The sequence below is a fragment of the Streptomyces sp. NBC_00162 genome (assembly GCF_024611995.1).
In the GTDB taxonomy this organism is placed as follows: domain Bacteria; phylum Actinomycetota; class Actinomycetes; order Streptomycetales; family Streptomycetaceae; genus Streptomyces.
Genome location: NZ_CP102509.1, coordinates 37,219 through 59,737, shown reverse-complemented (window position 1 = coordinate 59,737; position 22,519 = coordinate 37,219). Strand labels below are relative to the sequence as shown.

Below are 22,519 nucleotides of genomic sequence, written 5' to 3'. Positions count from 1 at the left end.
GCTGCCGATGACCATCTTCTATGCGAACGGGCAGCGGGAGGGTTGAGCTTCGGCGCCGTCCTTGTATTGCGGGGCTACTGCAGCAGGATCATCTTCCGTAGCAGGTGGAAGCCAGCTCGTCCGTAGAGCTGCCTTTTGATCTTCTTGATGCGGTTGACGGCGCCCTCGATGCTGCCGGAGCTCCAGTGGAGGGTGAGTCCGGCTGTCACGGCGTCGAGGTCTCGGATCAGGTGCAGTGCGAAGCCGGTGAGGCCGGGCAGTTGGCTTGCGTCGACTGCGTCGATCCAGGCAGGGAGCCTGGCGCCGAGGCGGTCGGTGAGTATTTCGCCGAAGTCGCGGACATGTCCGGCGGCCGTGTCCAGTTCGGGGCAGCGTGCCAGGACATCCTTCAAGCCGGCGCGGTCGTCCTCGCTCAGCGCGGTGGGGTGTCGGGTGAGCCAGCCGGTCACCTGCCGCACCGTCGGAGGCCAGGGCGGCGCGCCGGCCGGAGCCCCACGGAGGGTGGCAACGTGGCTGCGGACCAACTGGTAGGTGACGGGCGCGTTGTCGGCAACGAGTTCGCTGTGGAGGCGGGTGACGCTGGTGCATCCCTCGGCGAATCGGCGCTCCAGGTAGGGCTTGTAGGGGTCCATCCTGCTGGGTCGGGGCCGGTTCTCGCGGATGGTGTCCTGCCAGCGTGCGGCGTTCGCATATCTGAGCACGGTGTTGAGGCCCCAGCCCAGATGCCGGGCAATCGCCCGGCGCGAGTGACCTTGGGCAAGAAGCTCGTGGACCAGGGCGTGCGCGGCCTTCTTGCGCTCAGCCCGCTGGCCGATGGGCGTCGGGTCGTCCTGCGGTCGGCCGGAAGTCAGCCGGGTGGCCTCCGGCAACATGCTGCTGGGCGAAGGGTCGCGCAAGCAGTCGCGGTGGGCGGCAACGCAGGTTTCCACGGCTCGGCCGAGGCCCTGCCACAGGTGGAACCGGTCGGCGACCTGCAGAGCGTCTGGGGCACCGCGCCGTGCTCCCTCCGCGTAGGCGCCGCCCGGTCCCGGCAGATGATCTCCACGCCGGGGTGGCGAGTCAGCCAGGCGGCCAGCGGCCCGGCCTCGCGGGTCGGGAGCACGTCGACCACGCGATGGTCTTCGACGCTGGTCAAGACGGTGGAGTAGGTCTGGCCGCGGCGGATCGCGAAGTCGTCCACGCCCAGCACGCGCGGAGTACCGAACTGCGGATCGGGCAATGCCATGACCCTCCGTAACAAGGTCATCCGGCCGGCTCCGAAGCCCAGCTGGGCCGCCAGCCGGGCGCCGGCCCGCCCGGCCAACGCGAGCCCCACTCGCTCCAGGGCGTGGTTGAGCCGCGCGGTGAACCGTGCGTGCGGGGCAGCCAACTGCGAGAACGGCTCGGCGAACGTCCGGCGCGGGCAGTCCGCCGACCCGCAGATGAAGCGCCGGACCGTCAGCAGGATCACAAAGCCCTGCTCAGCGAGCGGAAGGTCTTTCAGCCTGCGCTGGTAGCGGTCGTGGACTCGGTCCGAGAAACGGCCGCAGTCCGGACATGCAGAGCCGGCCGCGCGGCCTCTCGCCGCCACCTCGACCGTGCCGAACGCGGCTGTGACCGCCTCGACATCCACATCGTCGATTCCGTCGAACACCAGCGAGTCCCAGAACGGTGCATCGGTCTGCATGACCAGCACCATCACCGGCCACAACCGGCTGCAGCTGCGGGCGGCAGGGACCTGAGGGAGCGTCAATTCTAATTGCTGGACGACAAGGCGTACGCGGTCTCACGCGAACCCGTCTCCTCGCAATCGAACAACGGGGTAACGCTCCGCGACCGCTCCCCAAGATCTGTGCCAGAACCGAGAACCGGCAGCGATTGTTGGTCAGCACCAAGAGCGGTGCATCCCCGGCGAAAACCTTGTTGCCGAGATTCGGAAGCACCCTGGTGCTTGTGTCTGATCGTCGAGCGTGCTATCAGGCTCGTGCTCGGGGCCAGGTGTTGGGCCACGCGCCGAGCGCACTTGGCTAGTCGCTCTATTCTCGGGGCTCGCGGCCGATGCAGTTCGCACCGGCCGCGAGCTGCAGCTCCCCGCGGCGTGTCGTCAGCAGCTCACCACGTCGTCGAACCTGCCGAAGTTATTGCTCGGGCGGAACGTCTGGGTGGTACCGGCCTGCAGAGTCGTGCAGTTGGAGTCGTGCGACCAGTCCCAGATGACGCGGACGTTGACCGGACCCATGCAGCGGTTGTTGATCAAGACGTACGGCATGTAGCCGTCATTGAACCCGATCTCCTCGACGACCGTGCAGGGGGTGCTCGCGGAGGCCGGGGTCGCCGTGAGGGCGACCCCGCTCGCTGCGAGCATGAGTCCGGCGATGGCGGCACCTGTCTTCTTCATCATGTTCGAGTTTCCCTTCCCAAAAGTGATCGCGCTGATGGCCGCTGGCTGCGGCTCGCTGCCGCGGTGGCGGCGTTGAGGATGCTGTCAGCGAGGTCCTGATGGGACCCTGAAGGTTCCTGACGGATCTTCAGGGTCCCTTCAACCGTGCTCGGGCACTCTGTGGCCATGCGGATATTGATAGTTGAGGACGACAGGCGGCTCGCCGAGCTGCTCCGGCGGGGATTCATCGGGGAGGGATTCGCCGTCGATACCGCACACACTGGGCGTCACGGACTGGAACTGGCGACTGAGAACGACTACGACGTGGTCGTGCTGGACGTGATGCTGCCCGAGCTCAACGGGTATCGGGTCTGCGCCCACCTGCGTGAGGCGGGCGTATGGACTCCGGTGCTGATGCTCACGGCGAAGGACGGCGAGTACGACGAAGCGGAAGGGCTGGACACCGGGGCGGACGACTACGTCACCAAGCCCTTCTCGTACGTCGCTCTGACCGCTCGTCTGCGTGCACTGGTCCGGCGGGGGAGACGGGAGCGGCCCGCCGTCATCCGAGTCGGGGATCTTGAGATCGATCCCGCTGCCCGCCGCTGCCGCCGTGGAGAGACTGTCGTCGCCCTCACTACCCGCGAGTTCTCCGTGCTCGAGTATCTGGCCCATCGTCATGGCGAGGTCGTGGCGAAGCACGAAGTGCTTGAGCACGTCTGGGACGGCACCTTCGACGGGGATGTGAACTTAGTCGAGGTCTATGTCAGCGCGCTGCGCCGCAAGATCGACCAGCCGTTCGGGCGTCGTACCATCCACACCGTGCGCGGTGCCGGCTACCGCCTCGAACCGGGCCACGCGCATTCATGAAGCCACGCGTATGCCTTCCCCGCTGGCGGGGGCACTCCTCACTGCGTCTCCGCCTCACCCTGATCGCGATGCTCACCGCTGCCCTTCCACTCTCCGCCGCCGCGATCACGGCCGCGCACGCCCTGCGGCCGTTCCTCTTGCAGTCCGCGGAGGATTACACACAAGAGGCAATGCGGGCCGATGACCACGCGAGCTCCTTGGACGCAATCGCCACTGATGAGGATCTTGAGACCAGGTCCGTGCGTATGCTGAGGCAGAACACCAGACTTGAGCTGCGTCGGGGAGCCACCGGACGGCACATAGGGTTCCGTCCTGAACGTGGGTCCTTGTCCCTGTGGCCGTGGTCGGACCCACAGCACACCCGCCCCGCACTGCACAACTATTTCCTCCTCAAGAACTCGGATTCGCCTGGCTGGTACGTGTACAACCGGCTGCAATACGAGCAGAGGCTGCTTAACATCGCCGTCTGGTCTCTGGCGGGGACGGTGCTCCTGATCAGTAGCTTGGCGGCGGGAGTCACATGGGTTGTGGCCGGTCGCGTGCTGCGGCCGGTAGAAGCGATCCGATCACGGTTCGCGGAACTCACCGCGCACGACCTCGACCACAGGGTTCCCGTTCCCGGCACCAACGACGAGATCAGTCGCCTGGCCCGCACCATGAATCACACCCTGGACCAACTGCAGGACACCGTGGACCAGCAACGACGCTTTGTTGCCGACGCCTCCCACGAACTGCGCACCCCGCTGGCCGCTCTTCGCGCCGAACTGGAGATCGCCCTCACCCAGCCCAGCAAGGCCGACTGGCCGAGTGTCGTCCGCGGGGCGCTCGGCGACACCGAGCGGCTCCAGCACCTCGTCACCGGCCTACTGCTCCTTGCGCGTCTCGACTTCGAAGGCCGAGATCAAGCCCAGACCCAGTCGGTCGACCTGGCGGCCTTGGTACAGGAAGAAGTCGCCGGGCGACGCCGTTTGGCCCATCTCACCCTCACCGTTGCTCTCCCGGCCGAACCAGTCATGATCACAGGCCACCCTGCGATCCTCCGCCGCGTGGTCGGAAACCTCCTCGACAACGCCGAACGGCACGCCGCCGCCTCCATCACCATCACGCTCACCCTGGACGAGGGCAGGGCGAACGCCCTGCTCGCGGTGCACGACGACGGATCAGGGATTCCTCAGGAGGATCAGGAGCGGGTCTTCGAGCGATTCACCCGCCTGGACGAGTCACGCACCCGCGACAGCGGAGGTGTGGGCCTGGGACTGGCCATCGCACGCCACATCACCACACTCCACGAAGGCTCCATCGCCATCACGGACAGCGATGCCGGTGCTCGATTCCTCGTCCGCCTGCCCCTGAGAGATGCCGGACGTGCCAGATGACATCTGGCACGTGATCACCGAGAGCCCCACCCCAGGTGCTCCTACTTCTCACCGACATTCATACGCTCTCCGGACGACAAACAATGCCGGAACCCACCGATAAGTGCTCTCGCTTGAGACCTACGCAGCCACTCCCAGCCATTCACGATCCGCGTTAAGCGTCTCGACCTCGCAAAGCATGAAGTTGAGCGCCCAGCGCGGGAGACGCAGGTTCTCGTCGACTAGCGAGCCGTGAAGTGCGTCGAGGGCTGCGTGACGCTGGTCGAGCCGCTCGACGCGGCCGCCACTGCGCGGAGGTCGCTCTCGCGCAGTCGGCTGTCGAGGATGCTGGCCACCGTGTCGACGTACGCGGCCACTTCCGCCCGCCGCCCGGCCGGGCCGCGGTCGTACGGATGCTCAGTCCAGGCTGCGGGGAAGAAGTCCAGATGCCAGGCGCGCGCGTCACCCCACGGCCGCAGCCCCCCGAGCCCCTCATGACCGAGGCCGGGTCTCCTCGCCGCGATCCTTCGTCCACCTCTTCACCACGATGAGCTGTCCGCTGGCAGTCTCCTCCAGCAGCTCGATGCGCACGTCCCCCTCCTGGCTCGCGTACCTACCCACGAAGCCGCGGAACTTCCTGTCGGCGACGGAACCATCGGCCCAGGCGCCCTTCACCCCGGGAGGCCCGGGCTGAAAGGCCAAGGTCACATGGTGCGCCACGATGGGATCCGCATTCGGGTCACGCCCGGTCGAGGTCACGATGCCTCCGGCCACGTCGGCACGGGGACCTCGGCGTCAGGGCAGTGGCCGCCCTCGACGACAGGCAAGGCGGAGTCGGTCAAGGGCCTCTTCTATCGCGTGGTGAGTGGGAGACAAGGCGGTCCGCCCGGTCGACGTGCGAAGGGCTTCCGGGCGGACTCCGCTTCCCACGCTGCCCGCCCGCTCGCCGCGGCGCCGGAAGCGCGGCCGCGGTCTGGGCTGAACGGCGCAGCATTCCGACCGTCGCATGCGCTTCACCGGCAGGGTGGTTCTGACGGTGACAGTTGACTCCGCCTGGAAGGTGAGTTCTGACGCCACCCTGCCTGTCGGGATCAGGCCTAATGCTCTTCACGGGTGGCCAGCTCCCAGCATCCCCACCGCTTGCGTGCCGCGTCGGTGCTGATCCCGAAGGGCTGCCCGATGACCGCCCAGGATGTCCCGGCGGCACGCTCTTCGATGCCGCAGACGCGTTGCGCTCCGGCACCGCACCGTTCGCCCGGCGCCGCTCCCGGTACGCGCGGTCCCGGCACAGCCGCGGCCGCACCCGAGCTGGACGAGGACGAGGAGGGCAAGGGTGCTACTCGACGGCTACGCGGTGCCCTCGATCTCGGCCCGCAGCTGGGCGGCGAGGGCGCGGGCCCCGTCGCGCACACGACGGCCGCGACGGCGGCGTAGGCGCGCTGGTCGAGCTGGGCGAGGTACCGGTGGGCGAGGCCGGCGTGCCATGGGCCGCAGGCCAGTTCGAGTGACATCTCGGGGCGCACCTACCGAAGCGCCCGTGGGCCCGAAAGGTAGGGCCAACCGAGTCGCGCTGCACTCCACTGCCGAGCATCATGAAAATATGGATGCCACCGAACCCGGTGCGCGCCCGGTGGAGCTGCCGGTCGAGTCCTGGCTGGTCATAGACTCTGCGATGGGTGCCGAGACCAGCGTGGAAGGCCAGACGGGCGACGAGGCAGGGGTTGTCGAACTCGGCCTCAGTGTCCGCCGCGCAGGCTGGAATGCGCTGCCCGACTGGCCATCTGACCCGCAGGGGTTCACCAGCTGGCCGCAGCCTGGCCGGCGGGTCACGATCGCACTGAGCGCATCTCAGTGGTCGCTGGTTTTGGCTGTGTTGGACCGGTGGGCAGAGGTCGGTGACAGCCTTGACGATCCCAAGCAGGCTGAGGAGGCTCAGCGCTGCCGGGCCCTCGCAGAGCACCTCCGTAGTGAGCTCGATTCGACGCCTTGACTGCGCGTCAGCACGACTCGAAAGCCGCCTTTGCGGCGGCGGCTGACAGCTGCCGCAAACACGCGTGTCTGTTCGTTTCGCCGAAACGTATCCCGGGTCATGTTCCTCTGTTGAAGGAGCTTCGATGCGTGCGCGACGTATCTACCGGCTGCTGCTGATAGGCGTGATCCTGTCGCTGCCTCTCAGCAGCACAGCAGCGTGGGCCGAGCCGTTCCCGCCAGGGCAGCGCGGCACTCAAGCGGAAGCCGCTCCCGCCAAACCTGCGGACCGGGTAGGGGCAACCGTCGGGCCGGCGAGGATGGTCCCGTCAGGCATGCGGGCGGAACGCGACTGTCCGGCGGTTTCGCGGTTCACAGCATGCGACACAATGCCCGCCAGACTCGTGCTCCAAGATTTTGACAAGCTGGGCGGCAAGGTCGTAGGAGGAGTTATCTTCCAGATTACCCTTGGCTACCATACTGAGTCTTTTAGTAATCGCTACCGCGCCTCGGTGCATGTCAAGGTCACCGAAGCCTTCGGCCGCACCGCCGGCACAGTGACCACTCTCACGGCCACCTGCAACACCCCCTGCAAATCCTCTGGATCAGCCTCCGGCCCGACCGCCTCTGTTGGGCAGGACTGGAACGGCATCCTGTTCTTTCAGGACGCTGTCATGACAGATGACACCCACATCAGCGTGGGCACCATCGTGATGCAGCTGGCCAATCCATCGTTCGAGGGCCAGAAAGGTGATTCGGGTCGGCTTGCCGCTGAGATCCGGTGCGACGACACCTTCCGCGGTAAGAAGCCAGGCTGCGTTGTCCGTCACTTCATCCCGACCATGACTGAGATGGCCCAGCTGCCCACAATCGCCGCCAGCATCCGCTCTATCCAGCAGCGCGGCGGCGTCGGAGTGCCCAACCAGCCGCTGCAAGCCCTCACCCGGATGACCGACCCAGCCCGGATTCGACAGAACCGCAACGCTGTCTGCGGGCCCGCCGTCGTTGGCCGGGCTCCCAAGGGCATGCAATGCGACGAATACCCCTTCGCTTCCACCCTCAATGGCGGCACCGCCACGCCGAAGGAAGCAAGAGGCGTGGCTTGGGTGCCCGCGGAGGAGCAGCAAATGCAAGGCGGGTTCCTCGCCGGCTTCTACGCCAAGAACCGTGTTCAGAATGGTGATCACTTTTACGTGCGGGTGTGAGCAGGGCTGCGGCACAAGAGGACGTCCCGGTCCCGGAGCTGCTGGCCACCCTCGACATGCCGGGCAAGATCGCCGACTTCCTCCCTACTCATCCCGCGGCAACCGCACCTACCTGCGCAAACGCGGAATCAAGGCAGTCATCCCGGAGAAGAGGGACCAAGCCGCCCACCGGACGAAGAAGGGCGCGAGAGGCGGCCGGCCCGTCAGCCACGACGCCGATCTCTACAAGGAACGGAACACCGTCGAACGCCTGATCAACAAGCTGAAGGCCTGGCGCGGCATCGCCACCCGATACGACAAGGCACCCGGGAGCTACCTCGCCGGCCTCCACCTCCGCGCCGCAATGATCTGGATCGACGACCTCCTGAAAGCCGCCAACTGATCACAACATCACACAGGCCCTATTTCATTGTGCGTGGGCCCAGTACATCGGCCGCTGGCTCCCGGAACTGCGGGGGTGGCCGCCAAGCGCAGCAGCAGCACGGCCTCCTTGCGGTCGCGGCATCAGGCGACCGCAAGGACGGGATACCCTCTGGTTACTCCATACCGTTCCAGGCTGTCCGGCAGCCTCTTCGTCTGCTGGACCAGAGGCGGCGACTGTGCCCGGGCACTACAGCGGAGGCGCAGCGCTTGGTCTCGCTGCATATCGACCGACTGGCCGGCGGCGAACAGTCCCACGCGGCGCGGCTGGTACTGGGGGAGCAGGGTCGAATTCCACCCCTCACCTGGCTTCTTCGTCTGAACAGGTTCCTTCGAGTGCTCCATATAGCCTATTAGTGCCTGCAATGCGGTCCGACAACGGCTCACACATGTACGTTGCATGGAATGAGCGACCCCCTGCCCTCGCGCCCAGTAAACCACGAGACGCGACTGGCTCTTGTCCTAAATGGAGGAGTCAGCCTGGCTGTTTGGATGGGGGGTGTTACACACGAACTTGACCTTCTGCGCCGCGCTTCAGGTACCGCAAGTGAAGACACTGTCGATGATCGCGACAGGATGGCTTTCAATGTTTGGAAGGAAATCGCCCAGTCCTCGCGCACTCGCGTGGTGATCGATGTTATCGCTGGCTCTTCGGCTGGCGGATTGAACGGCGCACTCCTTGCCACCGCCATTGGGCGCGGTGCAGCTCTTCCCGATCTCCGCAAAGTTTGGGATGAATCCGCCTCTCTCGCTAAACTACTCGTTCCTAAATCGGCGACGAGCGTATTGAGTGGCGAGTCGTTCGAGAATAAGGTTCGCGAGGCAATCAACAACATCAGTGTGGGCGCTGAATTCCTCCGTGCTCCTATTACCCTATTCCTGCCAGCGACCTCCCTAGCCGGGCGCGGCCGCTCCTATACGGACGGGTTCGGAAACGAATTTGCGGTACGCGATCACCGCCGCCTCTATCGTTTCCAGCACGACGATAAGGCCGTCATCTACACTCGCACAGACGGGGAATGGGATTTCAAGCATGTAGTGCGGCGGGACTTCATTCCCAAGCATGCCGAGGGGCTTATTCGTGCTGCACGCTCCACGGGGAGCTTTCCAATCGCATTCTCACCCGTCAATGAGACTCCTATCATGCAATATCGCGTGCATCCAAAGATGGCTCATGATGATCCTGCTAGCTTCGTCATTGATGGCGGGGTGCTAAATAACGCACCATTCGAGCCTGTTCTCGAAGCTATCTCCCATCGCACGCTGGACACCCCCGTGCGGCGGGTCCTCGTATATGTTGTCCCGTCAGCAGGTCGCGGACAGCACGGGGCTAGTGGAAAAATCAACGAGGAGGCACCCTGGGGCAAAGTAGCATTCTGTGCTGCCAACTATCCACAGGAAGCCGACTTTCGGTCGAGCATCGAGGAGTTGAACAGTCGATTCAACCTCAACTGGCCGCGACGCACACCTTGACTTGTTTCGACGGGTGAGCGGGGAGGAGGATAAGGAATTTGCCGCTAGGGCTAAGCAAACTGGCTAAAGGACTGCTCTCCGAGTACCGTCGAAATCGAGCATGTGGAGCCATCCTCGAACTGCGCCGACGGCTAGCCGAAGACACGTCGGTCACCTCTCTGGCCGTTACTCGTGAAACCGGCCCAGGGCAAATTGACGCACTGATCGATTCTACTCCTCGGCCCAACTGGGTTCCCTTGCAAGACCCCAGTCAGATCACCTCGCCGCTTGACCGTGACGGCGACTGGCGCTGGGGCCTTGTCACAGCAGAGCGTGTACTCCAATCACTAAGTCATCAACTCCACAATCACCTCAAGGAGGATATCCTTACAGACGCACAACAGCAACGGCTAATCGAGGGTGCAGAATTTATCACTGAGCGACTGCGCGATACTGCTGCCATCATGGAGGCGTTCGGGTCGAGAATCCCGCTCGAAGTTGAACCCGAAGCCCTACTCTCGGACGAGGGTGCAGCGTCTTTCATCCAAGGCACGTTCAGCGAACTCGGCATCCCGAGGCGTCTACGAGAACTTGTTGGCCAGGCGGGGGCCCGGTACGTGAGGACGCTGCGGGCTGCAAACATTAAATCTTGGATGCAAGAGCCAGAAGATGCTGTTGGTGCCTGTTTGGCCGTCGAAGTAGTAACTCGCGCCTACGCCCCTCCCGCCAAACTCGTCGAACCGATCATGCCCGAGTTCCAGTTTCTGCGGCTGGGGCCCGATAAAATGAGCAGAGTACTGTTCGAGGATAGATTCCACGACATGGGAGACCGAAAGCTATACGGAATCCGATTTCAACACTTCGCAGCCTTCTTTAAGAGCGACTGGCGAAAAAGCGATTTCACATGGGGGCGCCTTGATGCGGCGCACCACCTATTGTGTTTGTTTGAATTCAATACCGAGGAAGAGCGTCGCAAGCGAGAACTTGAACTTCACCAGGCGATCCTGGCGGCAGAGGCGCCACCGCTCAATGACCCCCGCGAGTGGATGCTAAAGAATCTCTTGGAGCTCGGCGAACCGAACGACAAAAAGCTGATGAAGAGTGCGATTGAGACTGAAGGAGCCAAGAAGGTCGTGGCTGATCTCTTCGGTTCAATCTTTGACCTCATGGGCCTCGCTAAGGGTTTCGGAGCCAAGGGGATCATTCGCATGATTGCGGGATTTGTTCAGCGGAGGGCGGTTAAAGAGTACGCCACTGGAAAAGCTGAAACGCCGGCCGACGCCGTGCGGGCTGCCGTAAGCACCTATCGGGCGTTGGGTGTCATTGTAGCTTTCTTCGTGGTCGAGGTGGTCTTGCTTATTTGGGTGTTCTCCCGATTTGAGTAAGTATGAATCGTGACCGACAATGAAGGTTGTGACGCTACGCCTCCGGCTCGGGGGTCCGCATCGCGGGCTATTTCGTGTCGGTCAGTCTGGGGCCTGACGGCCGCCTGAGATCCATTCGCCACTCCTGCGGATTGTGGGTGTTGTTCCGGCAAGTGGTGCCGCCGACAGAGGTGATACGCCCGCAGGGCGGGGGCCGACGGCGTGCCGGCGACCGCGAGACGCGGCCGCGATCATCTTCGTGGCGACCTCGAACTACACGTGGCGGCATTTTCCGCCGGTGTTCGGCCCGAGCTGGCAGACGGTCTACCGACGCTTCGCCCAGTGGAGCCGGGCCAGGGTCTGGGCCCGCCTCCACCGCGTCATCCTCGACGAACTCGATGAACTCGACGAACTCGGCGCCCGCGGTGAACTGGACTGGTCGCGGCGCGTTCGACTCGACTGATCTACTGCGGAAGCGGGCTCATCCCTCATAGCCAGGTGATCTATCAGCACCCACTGACAACGCGAGCCTCTGGTGGGATCACCAGAGGCAACACGGCCCCTCGACGGACGAACCCTCAGAAGCCGTATCTCAACCGAACGTGATCGCTTGATTCTTGCTGGTCAGGCATGGTCTCGGTCGGGGTGAGGGAGACATCCGGCGTTCTGCTTCCGGTTGTTCGTCGAGGGGTGTGCGATGGCGTCGATGCTGGGGTTGCTGGAGGCGCGGGAAGCGTCTGCCCGTGAGCGGGTGGAGGTGCTGCGGGAGGAGGCGGCCCGTGCGGTTGCGGCCTTGGCGGCCGGTGAGATCGAGCTGGACCGGCGGGTGATCGCACGCGAAGAGCTCGTCGAGGCCCTGGCCGTGTCCGCCGCCGAGACCGTTGCCGCGGCGGAAGCCGAGGACGCGGGAGAAACGGCGCCCACTCCCGTTCCTGGGCCTGTGTCCGCGTCGGTTCCGGGTGCGATCGTGCCGCTCTGGCGGGAGGGGTTGTCGGTGCAGGTGCTCTCGCTGGACAACCAGCGGATCCTGAACGTGCTTCAGGACCGGCCGGGTCACGAGCCGGTGCGGGCCAGGGACATCGCGGGGGCGCTGGGGATCGAGGTGACGGTGGCGGCGAAGGTCGAGGGTGCGGTCGAAGGCGAAACGCCTGGCCGAGCGCGGGTGGTTGCTGCAGGAGGCGTCGGGCGCGTTCAGTGCCGGCCGCAGGCTCGTGGCCTCGCCAGGCGGCGGCTCATCCGTGTGATCATCGACCACTGGATCACCGCCTCGCTGGTGGCGGTCAGGGTCTCGTAGTCCCGGCATAGACGCCGCGAGTGCATCAACCAGCTCAGGGTGCGCTCGACCACCCACCGCCTCGGCAGCACCACGAACCCCTCCATATCGTCGGTGCGCTTCACGATCTCCAGAGCCAGGGCGAGATTTTGCCGGGCCCAGTCGCCGAGGGAGCCGGTGTAGCCGCCGTCCGCCCAGACGAGGCAGATGTCCCGGTGCAGGGCCCGCAGTCGGGTCAGCAGGCCGACGGCCGCCTCGCGGTCCCCGATGCTCGCGGCGGTCACGGCCACGACCAGCAGCAGGCCCAGGCAGTCGGTCACGATGTGCCGCTTCCGGCCGTTGATCAGCTTCCCGCCGTCGAAGCCGCGTGACGCGGCGGGAACGTTCGCGGCGGCTTTCACCGACTGCGCGTCGATGATCCCGGCCGTCGGCTCCGCCTCCCGCCCCTCGCGCTCCCGCACCCGGCCGCGCAGCCGGTCGTGGAACTCCGCGACCAGCCCGTTCTCGCGCCAGCGGCGGAAGAAGGCATAGACCCGGGCCCAGTGGGGGAAATCTGCGGGCATCGCCCGCCAGGAAATCCCGCCCCCGACCAGGTAGCGGATCGCGTCCAGCATCTGGCGGTGGCAGTAGCCCTCGGGCTGCCCGCCCCGGCCCTCCAGCCAGGACGGCGTGGGCAGCAAGGGCCGCACCGCCACCCATTCCGCGTCCGTCATGTCCGACGGATACCGGCGCTGCCGGTCGGGATGATCGGCAGCGTTGCCGTACACGTGCGCGAGACAATCGCACGACACGACGGACGAGTTGAAGTCGACGGGCGCAACCGCGTACACATGTGACAACAGGGCCTCCTGGTACTGCTCGGTCAGATTCGCATCCCCGAGCTACCGAGAGGCCCTGCCCTCATGCGCGTACAGCCGGAAGATCACCCCATCAGGAACCCTGTTCGACCTGCACGTTCCATGATCGGTTGAGATTCAGCTACTTAGTGGTTGGTCAGCCCCCTGTTGCGTACCAACCCCAGTTGCCGTCGACCCGGACCCTGTAGCGGCCGTACAGACCATAAATGGTCGTCTCGTTGTAGCCGCCCGTGGCGACGAGTTCTCCAACGAGGTTGCCGTTGTTGTAGTCATAGAGCTTCACGTAGGCAGCGGTAGGCGAATCCCCCTGGATCTTGATCCAGTTCCCGCTGGCGTTAGAGCTGACGACGCCCGACCAGCACGTGCCGACGATCCGAGAGCAGAACGACGAATCGTCGTACGCCTGCGCGGGCGCGGCGCCAAGAGACACCAACAGTGACCGTGGCGACAGCTACGGTCGTGATGGTCTTGCCGATGAGGTTACGCACATTTCCTCCAGTGGTGATCAACAATGTGGGCGTGACCATACGTGAAAGGCGGAGCAATGCTCAAGACCTGTGGATCGGCCTCGAGTTGGCACGCGAAGGGCGTACCTTCCCGAATGATCCCGTGATGTTTCCCGATCGCCATCCGTACGCCGGTGGCGCGCAGCACTATGCCGCCTACCTGGAGAACGACGACGGCTTCGAGGTCGAGCTCGTCGCTGCAAACCCCGTTCAGTTTGGGCGTGGTGCTGGTTGAAGCTCCTATAGATCGTCAAGTGGTTTGCGGGAGTGGTTCGGCGGTGTTGATGACATGGGGAAGTTGGCGGTAGACCTCGCGGGCGACGAACCGCTTCAGGCACCGCACCACGTCCTTCTTGGCCATGCCCTGGGCGGTGCGCCGGGCCACGTACTCCCGGGTGCGTTGGTCGTATCTCATGCGGACAAGCACGATGGTGTGGAGTGCGTTGTTGGCTGCGCGGTCCACCGCCCCGGTTGAGCCGGTGCCGGTTGGTGCGGCCGGAAGAAGCCGGGATCGGGGCGGCCCCGCACAGATGGGCGAACGCAGCTTCGGAGCGGAGGCGGCCTGGATTGTCGCCCGCGCTGGTCAGCAGCTGGCCGGCGGTCTCGGGACCGACGCCGGGCAGGGCGATGAGCCTGGGAGTGGCCTGGGTGACCAGCGGCCCGATCTCCTTGTCCGCTTCCCTGATCTCTTTGTCGAGTGCCTGGTAGCGGCGGGCCAGGCGCCGCAGCGCGGTCTTCACCGCGCAGGCGGGGTCCTCGAGTTCGCCGGCTGGGCGGGAGCGGGCCAGGGTGTCGACCAGCTCACGCGTGGACAGTTCCTGCAGCCTGTCGCGCACCACACGGACGGCGCGGTGACGATGAGGGTCCGGATCTGGTTGATGGTCTGAGTACGGGCACAGGGCCTCCTGGTACTGCTCGGTCAGATTCGCATCCCCGAGCTACCGAGAGGCCCTGCCCTCATGCGCGTACAGCTGGAAGATCACCCCATCTGGAACCCTGTTCGACCTGTACGTTCCATGATCGGTTGAGATACAGCTACTGAGGCTCGGAAACGCCCTGCCCAACGAGCAAGAGATGATGCAGTTGACACCCCAGCATCCCGCGGCTGGCCGGCCGCGCAGCCACATGACCTTCACCACCCGCCTGCGCTTTCTATTTGTATCGCCAGCCACACGAGCGGTGCCGCTGCCAGAACGATCAGCACCAGACAGCACGGTAGCTGGGAGTCCTTGAGGGGTGGCTGGGCTGCTATCTGCGGGGCCACTCGGCGCACGTCGCCGGCGTGATACCACTCCTTACCGGCGGACCCGGTAGTGGTCATCCAGCTCTCCGTATGGACCCGCACTCCATGGGCCAGCGCATTTACATACACCGAGCCAGCACCGACGCCCGGCCACAACGCGCTCACCTGGCGCGCCGTCAGCCACTCGCTCTCCAACTCGTCAGCCACATCATGCCTTTCTCCCAGCACCAGGGACACGGCATCATGAACTGTCGCATAGTCAGGCGTAGTTCGCCCCCTCCCATCGCTTCTCGGCGTTCCGACGCGCCGATCCGCTTCCCGGGGTCTGACCGCCGCCCGACCCCAAATCACGGCGATGGGGCGTGAGCACCGTTAGTGCAGTCAACAGGCCATTTTGCGCAGGGTCCGGTTTGGCTGGGAGCCCACGTGACGGGTTGGGGTCTGGCGGAGGGGGTGGGGGAGGTCATGGCGCGCTCCTGTTGTGCGGATTCCTCTATTCCATCATGTGTTCGATTTTCTGCGCGAGTGCGCGCCTCCGCTCGGCGGGGCGCCGTGAGGTAAGGCGGGCGGCTCGGGGACCCTGGAAGGGGGTAACGGAGAGGGTCAGAGTGACGCTGCATCCACCGGTTGAGCCGATGCTCGCGCAGGCGGCCGAGATGATCCCGCCCCCGGGCCTGCTGACTGCCGGGGTGGCGTACGAGCAGAAATTCGACGGTCACCGGATGCTCGTCTTCAGCCCGTCCGAACCCGGCGGCCGAGTGCTTCTCCAGACCCGCCGCGGCTCCCTGGTCCAGGACCGTTTCCCCGATCTCGTCGCGGCCGCCGAGCAGCTCCCGCCCGGCCTGGTCCTGGACGGCGAGGTGCTCGTCTGGGATCCCGAGGCCGGCGCGCTGTCGTTCGAGGGGTTGCAGCGCCGGGCCGCCGCCCGCGCCCGCACCGCTCACGCGCTGGCTGCCCGCCTGCCTGCCTACTTCGTGGCGTTCGACGTCCTTCAGAGCGAGGGCGGTGTCGAGCTGCTCTCCCTGCCGTACCGGGAGCGCCGGCGCAGGCTCGAGGTTCTGTTCGCGGCGAGGGGACTGACCGCGCCGTGGACGCTGTGCCCGATGACCACAGACGTGGCCGAGGCGCGGGAGTGGCTCGAGGACTGGACCGACGTGTCCGGCGTCGAAGGCCTGGTCATCAAGCCCCTGACCAGCAAATATCTCCCGAACTACCGCGGCTGGACCAAGATCAGAAGACGGGACACCACCGAAACGGTCATCGGCGCGATCACCGGCACACTCACCCTCCCGCAGCTGCTCATCCTCGGCCGCCACGACACAGCGGGCCGCCTGCGCCCCGTCGGCCGCACTGTGCCCTTGAGGGCGGACCAGGCCCGCCAGGTCGCGGAGCACCTGACCGCCGCTGGCCCCGGGCACCCGTGGGAGGAGGCCCGGTTCACAGCGTCATGGGGGTCCCGCGACATCCTCGATATCACGGTGGTCCGCCCCGACCTGGTTGCCGAAGTCAGCGCCGACCGCGCCATCGACCACGGCGGAGTCTTCCGTCATCCGCTGCGCTTCAAGAGGCTGCGCCTGGACGCGACGGTGGCGGATGTGCCGCGCTTCGGCCAGGGCCCCGCGGCTGCAGCCGGTTGACGTCAGGTCCAACGGACGATGGAGTTCCTCTGCCGTTGCGGAAGGGGCAGATCTCCCGCGGGCGGACCTGCGGTACTGATAGAAAGCCCTAATTGTCTTCCTATGGCGACATGCCGTGAGATAGCGTCCCCCTAAGGTCCGCTCGTAGGGCTGGGGGTAGGGGTGAGGGAGCGTCATGGATGGCATTTTTCAGGAAGTAGACCTGAGTATTTCGCCTTCGCAGCGCGGGTTTGCCCTGCGCCATGAAATACGTACTGCTCTTCAGGAGCAGCTAGAACTACTTCAGCCCGTTATGACGCAGATGCAGGACGAGCTAAATGTCGTAATCCGAATCTTCTTCACTCAAGAGGGCAATAAAGCCGCCCTAATTATCGGCAACCATGCCTGGAATGATTTCCATTCCCTATTGGATCGTCTTTTTGAGGGAGAGGGTAGGGATGCTGCCCGCGCCTCTCGATCACTTTATGAGCACCTTGTGAATTACTGTGAAGTTATGAGTTCGGCGGACTCCGCCGAGAGGTACCTAGCGCACAGAGCAGTGACAGCAGACCTCTTGGGAAGCCTTACCCGCGGCGTTCCTCTGCTAAAGGGAGCCGAGCACAAGAGGGAACGCACGCGGCTTGCAAGGATCAAGCGTGATGGGGCCGCGCATCTGAGAACTGTCATTGCGCGATACGGGAGCAATTTTAAACGAGGCTGGGGTGCGAGGAACCTCCGAGACATGGCCACCGCTCATGGCTACGGCAGTGGGTATGACGTGTATCGATTGCTGTCACAGGTTACTCATGGCAGCGCGGGAGGAGTCCTCGGAACCTATGCCGACATAACCGGACTGAGCGTGCACAGGACCGGACCTTCTTTCGATCTTGCGGTGCTTTCCTACCTCGAAGGAATCTCCTTCTTCCGTGACTTCGTCAGGGAGGTAGAGAAGAGATCCTCGGTTAATTGCAGTGAAGTAGTCGCCGCGCTAAACAGGGTAATAGCCTGCTGGCCTGTATATCGAAATTCTCTCCAAAGTCTGGATCGGACGCTTTGGCCGAAGAAGCCGCCGCCTGGCCCCGTTGCGCTATTGGCGATGTACCCCAGTGGGGGAATGCGCTGGTTTTACTGGGACCCCGTTATGAAGATGGTGAAACTTGCTATCCCGCCGGAAAGTGCAGAGTGGTTGGAGGAGCAGGCGCGAGAGGTCTTCCGGAGTGAAAAGGTCCACGCAGGTCTACTGGAAGAAGGTAAGCCGTATACGGTTTCAATGCATTCTGTTCCCGTGGCACCTAAGCCGGGCAGTGAATGGGTGAAAGCGTCTGCAATTTTTTCCGGAGAGCCAGTCCGTGTCCCTGCTTGGGTGAAGGGGAAGGGGTAGGTAACCCCTTTCAGGGGGCATAGAAACGCGAACCTCTCGTGGTTCCGAAGCTGATTTCACTCAAGTCAAAGATGTAAAGGCAGGGACGAGCCGCCGAAGCAGGCAGGAGGCTCCGACCCGGTGATAGCCGGTCAGCGGTCGGCGTTCGTCCCGGTTCCCAGGGGGCGGCGGCCGGGGGAGCGGGGTACCGAGGGACTTTCGGGCGCTGCGCCGGAATCGTCAGCCGGCTCGGCAGCGAGGCGGGCCCGGCGGGCAGCCGCCGGCGGCGCAGGGGAGTTGCAGGGTGCGGGCCGGTACCGAGGGCGCGACGTTCGATCATCACCCAAGTGTCCGGCATCCGCAGCAGGTGGCCGGGCCGATCCCGCGCTCCGCCCGGGGCGTTGACGGGGCAGCAAGGCTCTGGTGCGCCCGTACAAGCCCTTTGCCTCGCGACGCGCTCCGGGCTGGACGATCACAGCCACGGGAGTACGACTGCACACCGACGCCGCCAGCCAGACCCTCAACCCCCGCGAAGTCGCCGAGCTCCAGGCAGCACTGACGGCCTGGCTGCACCACCAGCAACGCACCGGGCCCGGCGGTATGTGAGACCCACCGCTGCAGGAATCGCCGTCGCCTGAAGGCAACGTCGCAGCAGTCCTGCGGTAGAGCGCCGGGTGGCGTACCCGCACCGGGCAGCTCTGTGCGGTGACGGCGGGGCTGGTGACACCGTGGGCGGCCGCAGGGGCAGAGCTCCCGGATGTCCCCAGCGCCATTCCCGGGGTGTGTGGCGGCCTCGGGTGGTGCGGCGCCGGGGCGCTCGGCCGTGCCTTCGCTTTGGGCTTCGCCGCGGGGTGCGGGGCCCACCGCGAGCTTCTCGACTGAAGAGACCGGGCGGGATCCGTCGGAACCGGCAGGGCGGGTGGGTATGCGCGGTGCAGCCGGCAGGCCAGGATGGGGGTATGTCGGAGAACAAGCTTCATCAGGATGACGGACGTCCGCGCTACGTAGGCCCCGCCGTTGTCGTCTTCCCCGACGGCCGTGAGGCTGCTGTGGCCGCTTCACTCGTTATCCGCCTGGACCCGGCTACCGTCCCGGAATTCAGCTACGACCGGCACAGCACATGGGCTGGCAGCCTCACCCTGGCCGTGGACGATGACGTTGATCTTTTCGACGCAGCTCCCGGCATTCTGCGTCTGCCCGACGGACGCGAGGGCGAATTCATGGCCACCAGCGGTCCGCGCGAGAGTGGCTGCTCAGGACTCGGCCCCGCTCCGTTCGGCTGACGAGCTTCTCCCGAGTACCCGCTCGACTGGACCACGCTCCCGAAGGACAAGCCGCTGTACGAGGCGGACGTCGACCTGTCCGGCCCGGTCGCGGACTACGACGCGCATCTGTCGGTGATCCGGGACGCGACCGTCCAACTCCCCGGGGAGCTCACCGAGCTCCTCACCCAACTCGTCCGCCGGCTCGACGGCCTGGCCGCCGAGGAACCTTTGGTCGCGTTGAAGGCTTTGGCCGACCTGCGCTACGTCATCGGCCGGGTCGGCCAGGACGCGGCACACGAGCTCATCGCCGGGGAGGTACCGATCGGGCAGGTGGCGGCCGCGCTCGGCACAAGCGAGGCCGCGGCCCGCAGCTACCTCAGCAGCTACCTCCGGCCCTGACCACCGCCCCACCCCATCCTGGCCGACACCTCGGAGTCGCTCCAGCTCCGGCCGTGCGGCGGCCCTTGCTGCGGCCGCCGGCCACGGGCGTCGTGGGTGGCTGCGGCGGTCGCCATGTCGAGAGCGCGGTTTTGCTGCCTGGTTCAGGCCGTGTTTCTTCCGTATGCCGTTTCGGAATTGATCGTTTTTGTCGTGCACGAATGGGGCCCTGTGGATCGCTATATGAGTGGAGGCGGGCGCCTCTGACGCCGTGGGGGAGGGGTACGGCGTCTTCCAACGACGAAGGGGTGGGACACGTGCGGCTTTCTGCTGTAGCGATGGTCCTCCAGACCGCACTGGTCGTCCGGGTGTTCGGACCCGACACAGTCCGCTGCTGCCGACGACTGCTCGCCGCGGGCGTCCGGGTCGGCATCGCCGGCATGACGGGTGCCGCCCGGCACCCCGCCGCGGCGCCAGACGACTTCCACCTCGAGGTGGAGCAGTGACCTATGAAGAGCCGGAGGACTCCACAGATGTGGAACACCCATCCAACGCCTCAGCTCAGCATCCCGCCCTGGCCGGCTGGAGCACTGCCGATGAGAGGTCGTTCTGGGGGTTCCACGACGACCGGTACAAGCCGTACCTGCATTTCGCCTACAAACAGCTGGGATCTGACGCCGATGCGGAAGACGCCGCCGACAAAACCTTCGATGAGATCATGAACAACTGGCAGCGCATGCTCGGCATGGAGAACCTGCCCGGCTACGCGTGGAGCATCCTCAAGAGCCGTATCAGCGACCAGCGGCGCAAGCGCGACAGGCAGGCCCTGCCGACCGATCTTTCCGCGTTCGCGGCGGTCGTCGACGGCCGGGACGACTTCGCGGCCGTGCACGGCCGGCTCCAGTTCGCCCAGGCGATCGAGCACCTGAGCGAGAGGCAGCGGGACGCAGTGATCCTGCGCTTCGGGCTGGACCTCGACACCGCCGCCGCGGCCCAGCTCATGGGCGTCGCCGAGGCGACGGTGCGCTCGTTCGTGCGCCAGGCCCGCGCCCGTCTTCTGCAGGTGCTCGACATCCCCAGCGACGACGGGAAGGTCAGGTCGTGAGCGAGCCTGCGTTCATCCGGCACCTGCAAGCCTTCTTCTCCCGGCCGCCGCTCCCGGGGCGCTATGCCGACTACGACATGGCCAAGGCCCGAGCCCGCCTTTTGGCGCGCCGCGGTGACCGGGTTCCCTCGCCCGCCCGCAGGTCCCCAGCCGGGGGACGGTCACCGACCTCCCCGAGCCCGGTCCGGAAAGTGCCACCCCGCGACCGCGGCCGCTGCACTGGCTCGACCCGCATCAGGACCATCCCGCAGACATCGAGGACGCACGCCGCGCCCTGAACGCCGTGTGCGTGCTCATGGTCTTCTCCCCCGACTCCGGCCTGCTGCTGCGCCGCCTCCTGGCCGCCGGCCCGGCCGACGACCACGACGTGCTGGTCTTCGCCTGCCTGCTCCATCTCCTCGGCCATGACGGTGCACGGTTTTGGTGGCAGCTCGCCGCGGGCGCGGACAGCGACACGGCCGTCTACTGCCTCTTCCTCGAACACAGCCGTCACGCCGAATATGACGACGCCGCCCTCTGGGCAGAGCGGCTCGACCTCGATGCCTTCACTCCGCTCAGGCGCTGGGGGCCCTTCATCCGGGCCCACACCGAGCACGCCCTTCCCCCTACGCTCCTGACCTACATCAAAGACCAGGAGCACCCGCTCCTGGGCCCTGTCCCCAGGCCCTCGGCGCCGCTGGCGGACGTGCTGTGCGAACTGGTCGAACCGCCACCCGCCCCTGCCTACCTCCGCGAGCGCCGCCGCCCGCTCCCCCCACCCGAGGCCCCTTCACCACAGGCGTCGCAGCCGTTCTCGGCCCGCGTCCCCTGGCTGGCCGCGCGGCGGTCCCCGCGGCGGCCGACCCCGCCGGAAAGCAGCGCGCTGCAGCAGGCACAGGCCGCGGAATCGGTCGTGCGTGTCCTGGAGCAGCACCCCCTGGGCGCGTCACGCAAACTGCTGCGGCAACAGTCCGGACTCCCCGAGGAACAGCTGCTGCGGCTGCTGCCCATGCTGGTCGAGGAGGAGTTCGCCCAGCCCATCGCCGGCGGAAGCATCTACGTGCCCGGGCCTGCACTGGATCGGCTGGCCTCGCCCGGCGGTACCGGCCTCCAGCTGCAGCACACCCTCGCCCTCGCCCGTGACAGCGTCGGAGCCGCCGTCTACCTCAGCCGCTACGTCGACGGCGAGGTCCACATCACGCAGATGGCAGACGGGCCCGTCACCCCGGCCGTCAACGAGTGGGTGGACTTCCGGTCGGCCGCGCACGCGAGCGCCGTCGGCAAATGCCTCCTGACCCAGCTCGACCACGACTCCCGCACAGACCACTTCACCCGCTACAAAGCCGCCCGGCTCACCCGCCGCACCATCACCAGCCCCAGCGCGCTATTCGAGCGGCTGGACCGCATCACCCCCGACGACCCCGTCTACGACCTGCGCGAGTACTCCACCCACACGGTCTGCTCGGCCGTCCCCATCACCATCGGCACCGAAGCAGGCAGCCTCGCCCTGTCCCTGCCCTACGCCAACGCCGACCGCCTCACCACCGCAACCCGGGCCCTGGCCCGCAAGGCCGTACCCGTACTCCTCACCCTGCTCCTGGCCGGCGCCAAACTCCCAGACGCCGGCCCCGACCCCTGTGAACCGGCCGACGCAGACGCCAACTCCAGCGTGATCAGCTCGGCAAAATTCGAGCAACTGCGCCGCCTGTTCCGCACACCCCTGACAGCCAGCACGATTCACGCAGTCGCGTACTCGCCCGCACCCGGGCCCCACCTGGTGACGGAATCCGGCAGTGATGCGCTCTACCTCTTCGCGACCGCCCCAGCACCCACACTCACCTGGGACAGCACCCAGCTCGCACTGCCCCACACCTACACCACCGACAGCTCAGCCAACCTGCACCCAGGACAGACAGGACTCGATCTGCATGCGAACGCCCTTCT

General features: G+C 65.8%; 23 protein-coding genes and 4 pseudogenes. 20 read left to right on the top strand and 7 right to left on the bottom strand.

The annotated features are described in order from the left end of the window. Nucleotides 1-74 precede the first annotated feature (74 nt). The 3 genes from JIW86_RS00340 to JIW86_RS00330 form a co-directional block, all read right to left on the bottom strand. Complete coding sequence (locus tag JIW86_RS00340; protein ID WP_257551958.1) at nucleotides 75-872, bottom strand: transposase; 798 nt, start codon at nucleotides 870-872, stop codon at nucleotides 75-77. After that, nucleotides 848-1,666, bottom strand: coding sequence for a transposase family protein (locus tag JIW86_RS00335; protein WP_257551957.1), 819 nt, complete (start codon nucleotides 1,664-1,666; stop codon nucleotides 848-850). Before JIW86_RS00335 ends, JIW86_RS00340 begins: the two co-directional genes overlap by 25 nt. 417 nt (nucleotides 1,667-2,083) lie before the next feature. After that, entirely contained in the window at nucleotides 2,084-2,380 is a 297-nt protein-coding gene (locus tag JIW86_RS00330; RefSeq protein ID WP_257551956.1) for a hypothetical protein, read from the bottom strand. A gap of 165 nt (nucleotides 2,381-2,545) precedes the next feature. Between JIW86_RS00330 and JIW86_RS00325 the strand changes: the two genes are divergently transcribed. Together JIW86_RS00325 and JIW86_RS00320 are read left to right on the top strand one after the other, a co-directional pair. Further along, on the top strand, nucleotides 2,546-3,229 hold the full coding sequence (locus JIW86_RS00325) for a response regulator transcription factor (RefSeq protein ID WP_257551955.1): 684 nt from the start codon (nucleotides 2,546-2,548) through the stop codon (nucleotides 3,227-3,229). Between the two features lie 68 nt (nucleotides 3,230-3,297). After that, the gene (locus JIW86_RS00320) at nucleotides 3,298-4,605 is read left to right on the top strand and encodes a sensor histidine kinase (RefSeq protein WP_257551954.1); all 1,308 of its coding nucleotides are present in this window, start codon (nucleotides 3,298-3,300) and stop codon (nucleotides 4,603-4,605) included. 471 nt (nucleotides 4,606-5,076) lie between these two features. Here JIW86_RS00320 and JIW86_RS00315 read toward each other — a convergent pair whose 3' ends face one another. Continuing rightward, nucleotides 5,077-5,358 carry a hypothetical protein gene (locus tag JIW86_RS00315; RefSeq protein ID WP_257551953.1) on the bottom strand — a complete coding sequence of 94 codons (282 nt, stop codon included), beginning with the start codon at nucleotides 5,356-5,358 and terminating at the stop codon, nucleotides 5,077-5,079. Nucleotides 5,359-5,799: 441 nt separating this feature from the next. On the opposite strand from JIW86_RS00315, the gene JIW86_RS00310 reads away from it, so the two are divergent. From JIW86_RS00310 to JIW86_RS00275, 8 genes and pseudogenes are all read left to right on the top strand, one after another. Next, nucleotides 5,800-6,018 carry a hypothetical protein gene (locus JIW86_RS00310; protein WP_257551952.1) on the top strand — a complete coding sequence of 73 codons (219 nt, stop codon included), beginning with the start codon at nucleotides 5,800-5,802 and terminating at the stop codon, nucleotides 6,016-6,018. Between the two features lie 166 nt (nucleotides 6,019-6,184). Further along, nucleotides 6,185-6,574, top strand: coding sequence for a hypothetical protein (locus JIW86_RS00305; protein ID WP_257551951.1), 390 nt, complete (start codon nucleotides 6,185-6,187; stop codon nucleotides 6,572-6,574). A gap of 124 nt (nucleotides 6,575-6,698) precedes the next feature. Then, nucleotides 6,699-7,757 carry a NucA/NucB deoxyribonuclease domain-containing protein gene (locus tag JIW86_RS00300; RefSeq protein ID WP_257551950.1) on the top strand — a complete coding sequence of 353 codons (1,059 nt, stop codon included), beginning with the start codon at nucleotides 6,699-6,701 and terminating at the stop codon, nucleotides 7,755-7,757. A gap of 40 nt (nucleotides 7,758-7,797) precedes the next feature. Beyond that, a pseudogene (locus tag JIW86_RS00295) lies at nucleotides 7,798-8,139 on the top strand (transposase); the annotation flags it as partial. A gap of 443 nt (nucleotides 8,140-8,582) precedes the next feature. Beyond that, nucleotides 8,583-9,650 (top strand): patatin-like phospholipase family protein, encoded by a 1,068-nt coding sequence (locus JIW86_RS00290; RefSeq protein WP_257551949.1) that lies wholly within the window; start codon nucleotides 8,583-8,585, stop codon nucleotides 9,648-9,650. Nucleotides 9,651-9,886: 236 nt separating this feature from the next. Next, nucleotides 9,887-11,014 carry a DUF3376 domain-containing protein gene (locus tag JIW86_RS00285; protein WP_257551948.1) on the top strand — a complete coding sequence of 376 codons (1,128 nt, stop codon included), beginning with the start codon at nucleotides 9,887-9,889 and terminating at the stop codon, nucleotides 11,012-11,014. 104 nt (nucleotides 11,015-11,118) lie between these two features. Next, nucleotides 11,119-11,438: pseudogene (locus JIW86_RS00280) on the top strand (transposase); the annotation flags it as partial. Nucleotides 11,439-11,690: 252 nt separating this feature from the next. Next, the gene (locus JIW86_RS00275) at nucleotides 11,691-12,287 is read left to right on the top strand and encodes a hypothetical protein (RefSeq protein WP_322975467.1); all 597 of its coding nucleotides are present in this window, start codon (nucleotides 11,691-11,693) and stop codon (nucleotides 12,285-12,287) included. Here the strand turns inward: JIW86_RS00275 and JIW86_RS00270 are convergent. Together JIW86_RS00270 and JIW86_RS00265 are read right to left on the bottom strand one after the other, a co-directional pair. Continuing rightward, nucleotides 12,185-12,979, bottom strand: a complete 795-nt coding sequence (locus JIW86_RS00270; RefSeq protein WP_257551947.1) for an IS5 family transposase — start codon at nucleotides 12,977-12,979, stop codon at nucleotides 12,185-12,187. The two genes, JIW86_RS00275 and JIW86_RS00270, sit on opposite strands and share 103 nt — an antisense overlap. A 280-nt stretch (nucleotides 12,980-13,259) precedes the next feature. Then, on the bottom strand, nucleotides 13,260-13,553 hold the full coding sequence (locus JIW86_RS00265) for a hypothetical protein (RefSeq protein WP_257551946.1): 294 nt from the start codon (nucleotides 13,551-13,553) through the stop codon (nucleotides 13,260-13,262). 68 nt (nucleotides 13,554-13,621) lie between these two features. Between JIW86_RS00265 and JIW86_RS00260 the strand changes: the two genes are divergently transcribed. After that, nucleotides 13,622-13,864, top strand: a complete 243-nt coding sequence (locus JIW86_RS00260; protein WP_257559625.1) for a hypothetical protein — start codon at nucleotides 13,622-13,624, stop codon at nucleotides 13,862-13,864. Nucleotides 13,865-13,879: 15 nt separating this feature from the next. Here JIW86_RS00260 and JIW86_RS41895 read toward each other — a convergent pair. After that, nucleotides 13,880-14,246: pseudogene (locus JIW86_RS41895) on the bottom strand (IS110 family transposase); the annotation flags it as partial. Between JIW86_RS41895 and JIW86_RS41890 the strand changes: the two are divergent. The 9 genes and pseudogenes from JIW86_RS41890 to JIW86_RS41885 form a co-directional block, all read left to right on the top strand. Next, nucleotides 14,160-14,516, top strand: a complete 357-nt coding sequence (locus tag JIW86_RS41890; protein WP_416237708.1) for a hypothetical protein — start codon at nucleotides 14,160-14,162, stop codon at nucleotides 14,514-14,516. The pseudogene JIW86_RS41895 and the gene JIW86_RS41890 overlap by 87 nt on opposite strands. 964 nt (nucleotides 14,517-15,480) lie before the next feature. Next, the gene (locus JIW86_RS00245) at nucleotides 15,481-16,509 is read left to right on the top strand and encodes an ATP-dependent DNA ligase (RefSeq protein WP_257551944.1); all 1,029 of its coding nucleotides are present in this window, start codon (nucleotides 15,481-15,483) and stop codon (nucleotides 16,507-16,509) included. A 292-nt stretch (nucleotides 16,510-16,801) separates the two neighbouring features. After that, nucleotides 16,802-17,869, top strand: a complete 1,068-nt coding sequence (locus JIW86_RS00240) for a DUF5677 domain-containing protein (protein WP_257551943.1) — start codon at nucleotides 16,802-16,804, stop codon at nucleotides 17,867-17,869. 402 nt (nucleotides 17,870-18,271) lie between these two features. Beyond that, entirely contained in the window at nucleotides 18,272-18,454 is a 183-nt protein-coding gene (locus JIW86_RS00235; protein WP_257551942.1) for a hypothetical protein, read from the top strand. A 353-nt stretch (nucleotides 18,455-18,807) separates the two neighbouring features. Continuing rightward, complete coding sequence (locus JIW86_RS00230; RefSeq protein WP_257551941.1) at nucleotides 18,808-19,131, top strand: hypothetical protein; 324 nt, start codon at nucleotides 18,808-18,810, stop codon at nucleotides 19,129-19,131. Nucleotides 19,132-19,245: 114 nt separating this feature from the next. Continuing rightward, nucleotides 19,246-19,512 (top strand): hypothetical protein, encoded by a 267-nt coding sequence (locus tag JIW86_RS00225; RefSeq protein WP_257551940.1) that lies wholly within the window; start codon nucleotides 19,246-19,248, stop codon nucleotides 19,510-19,512. 296 nt (nucleotides 19,513-19,808) lie between these two features. Then, the gene (locus tag JIW86_RS00220) at nucleotides 19,809-19,997 is read left to right on the top strand and encodes a hypothetical protein (protein WP_257551939.1); all 189 of its coding nucleotides are present in this window, start codon (nucleotides 19,809-19,811) and stop codon (nucleotides 19,995-19,997) included. Continuing rightward, entirely contained in the window at nucleotides 19,994-20,596 is a 603-nt protein-coding gene (locus JIW86_RS00215) for a sigma-70 family RNA polymerase sigma factor (protein ID WP_257551938.1), read from the top strand. The genes JIW86_RS00220 and JIW86_RS00215 overlap by 4 nt, the downstream gene beginning before the upstream one ends. Nucleotides 20,597-21,407: 811 nt before the next feature. Next, a pseudogene (locus JIW86_RS41885) lies at nucleotides 21,408-22,175 on the top strand (IclR family transcriptional regulator domain-containing protein); the annotation flags it as partial. Nucleotides 22,176-22,519: the final 344 nt, after the last annotated feature.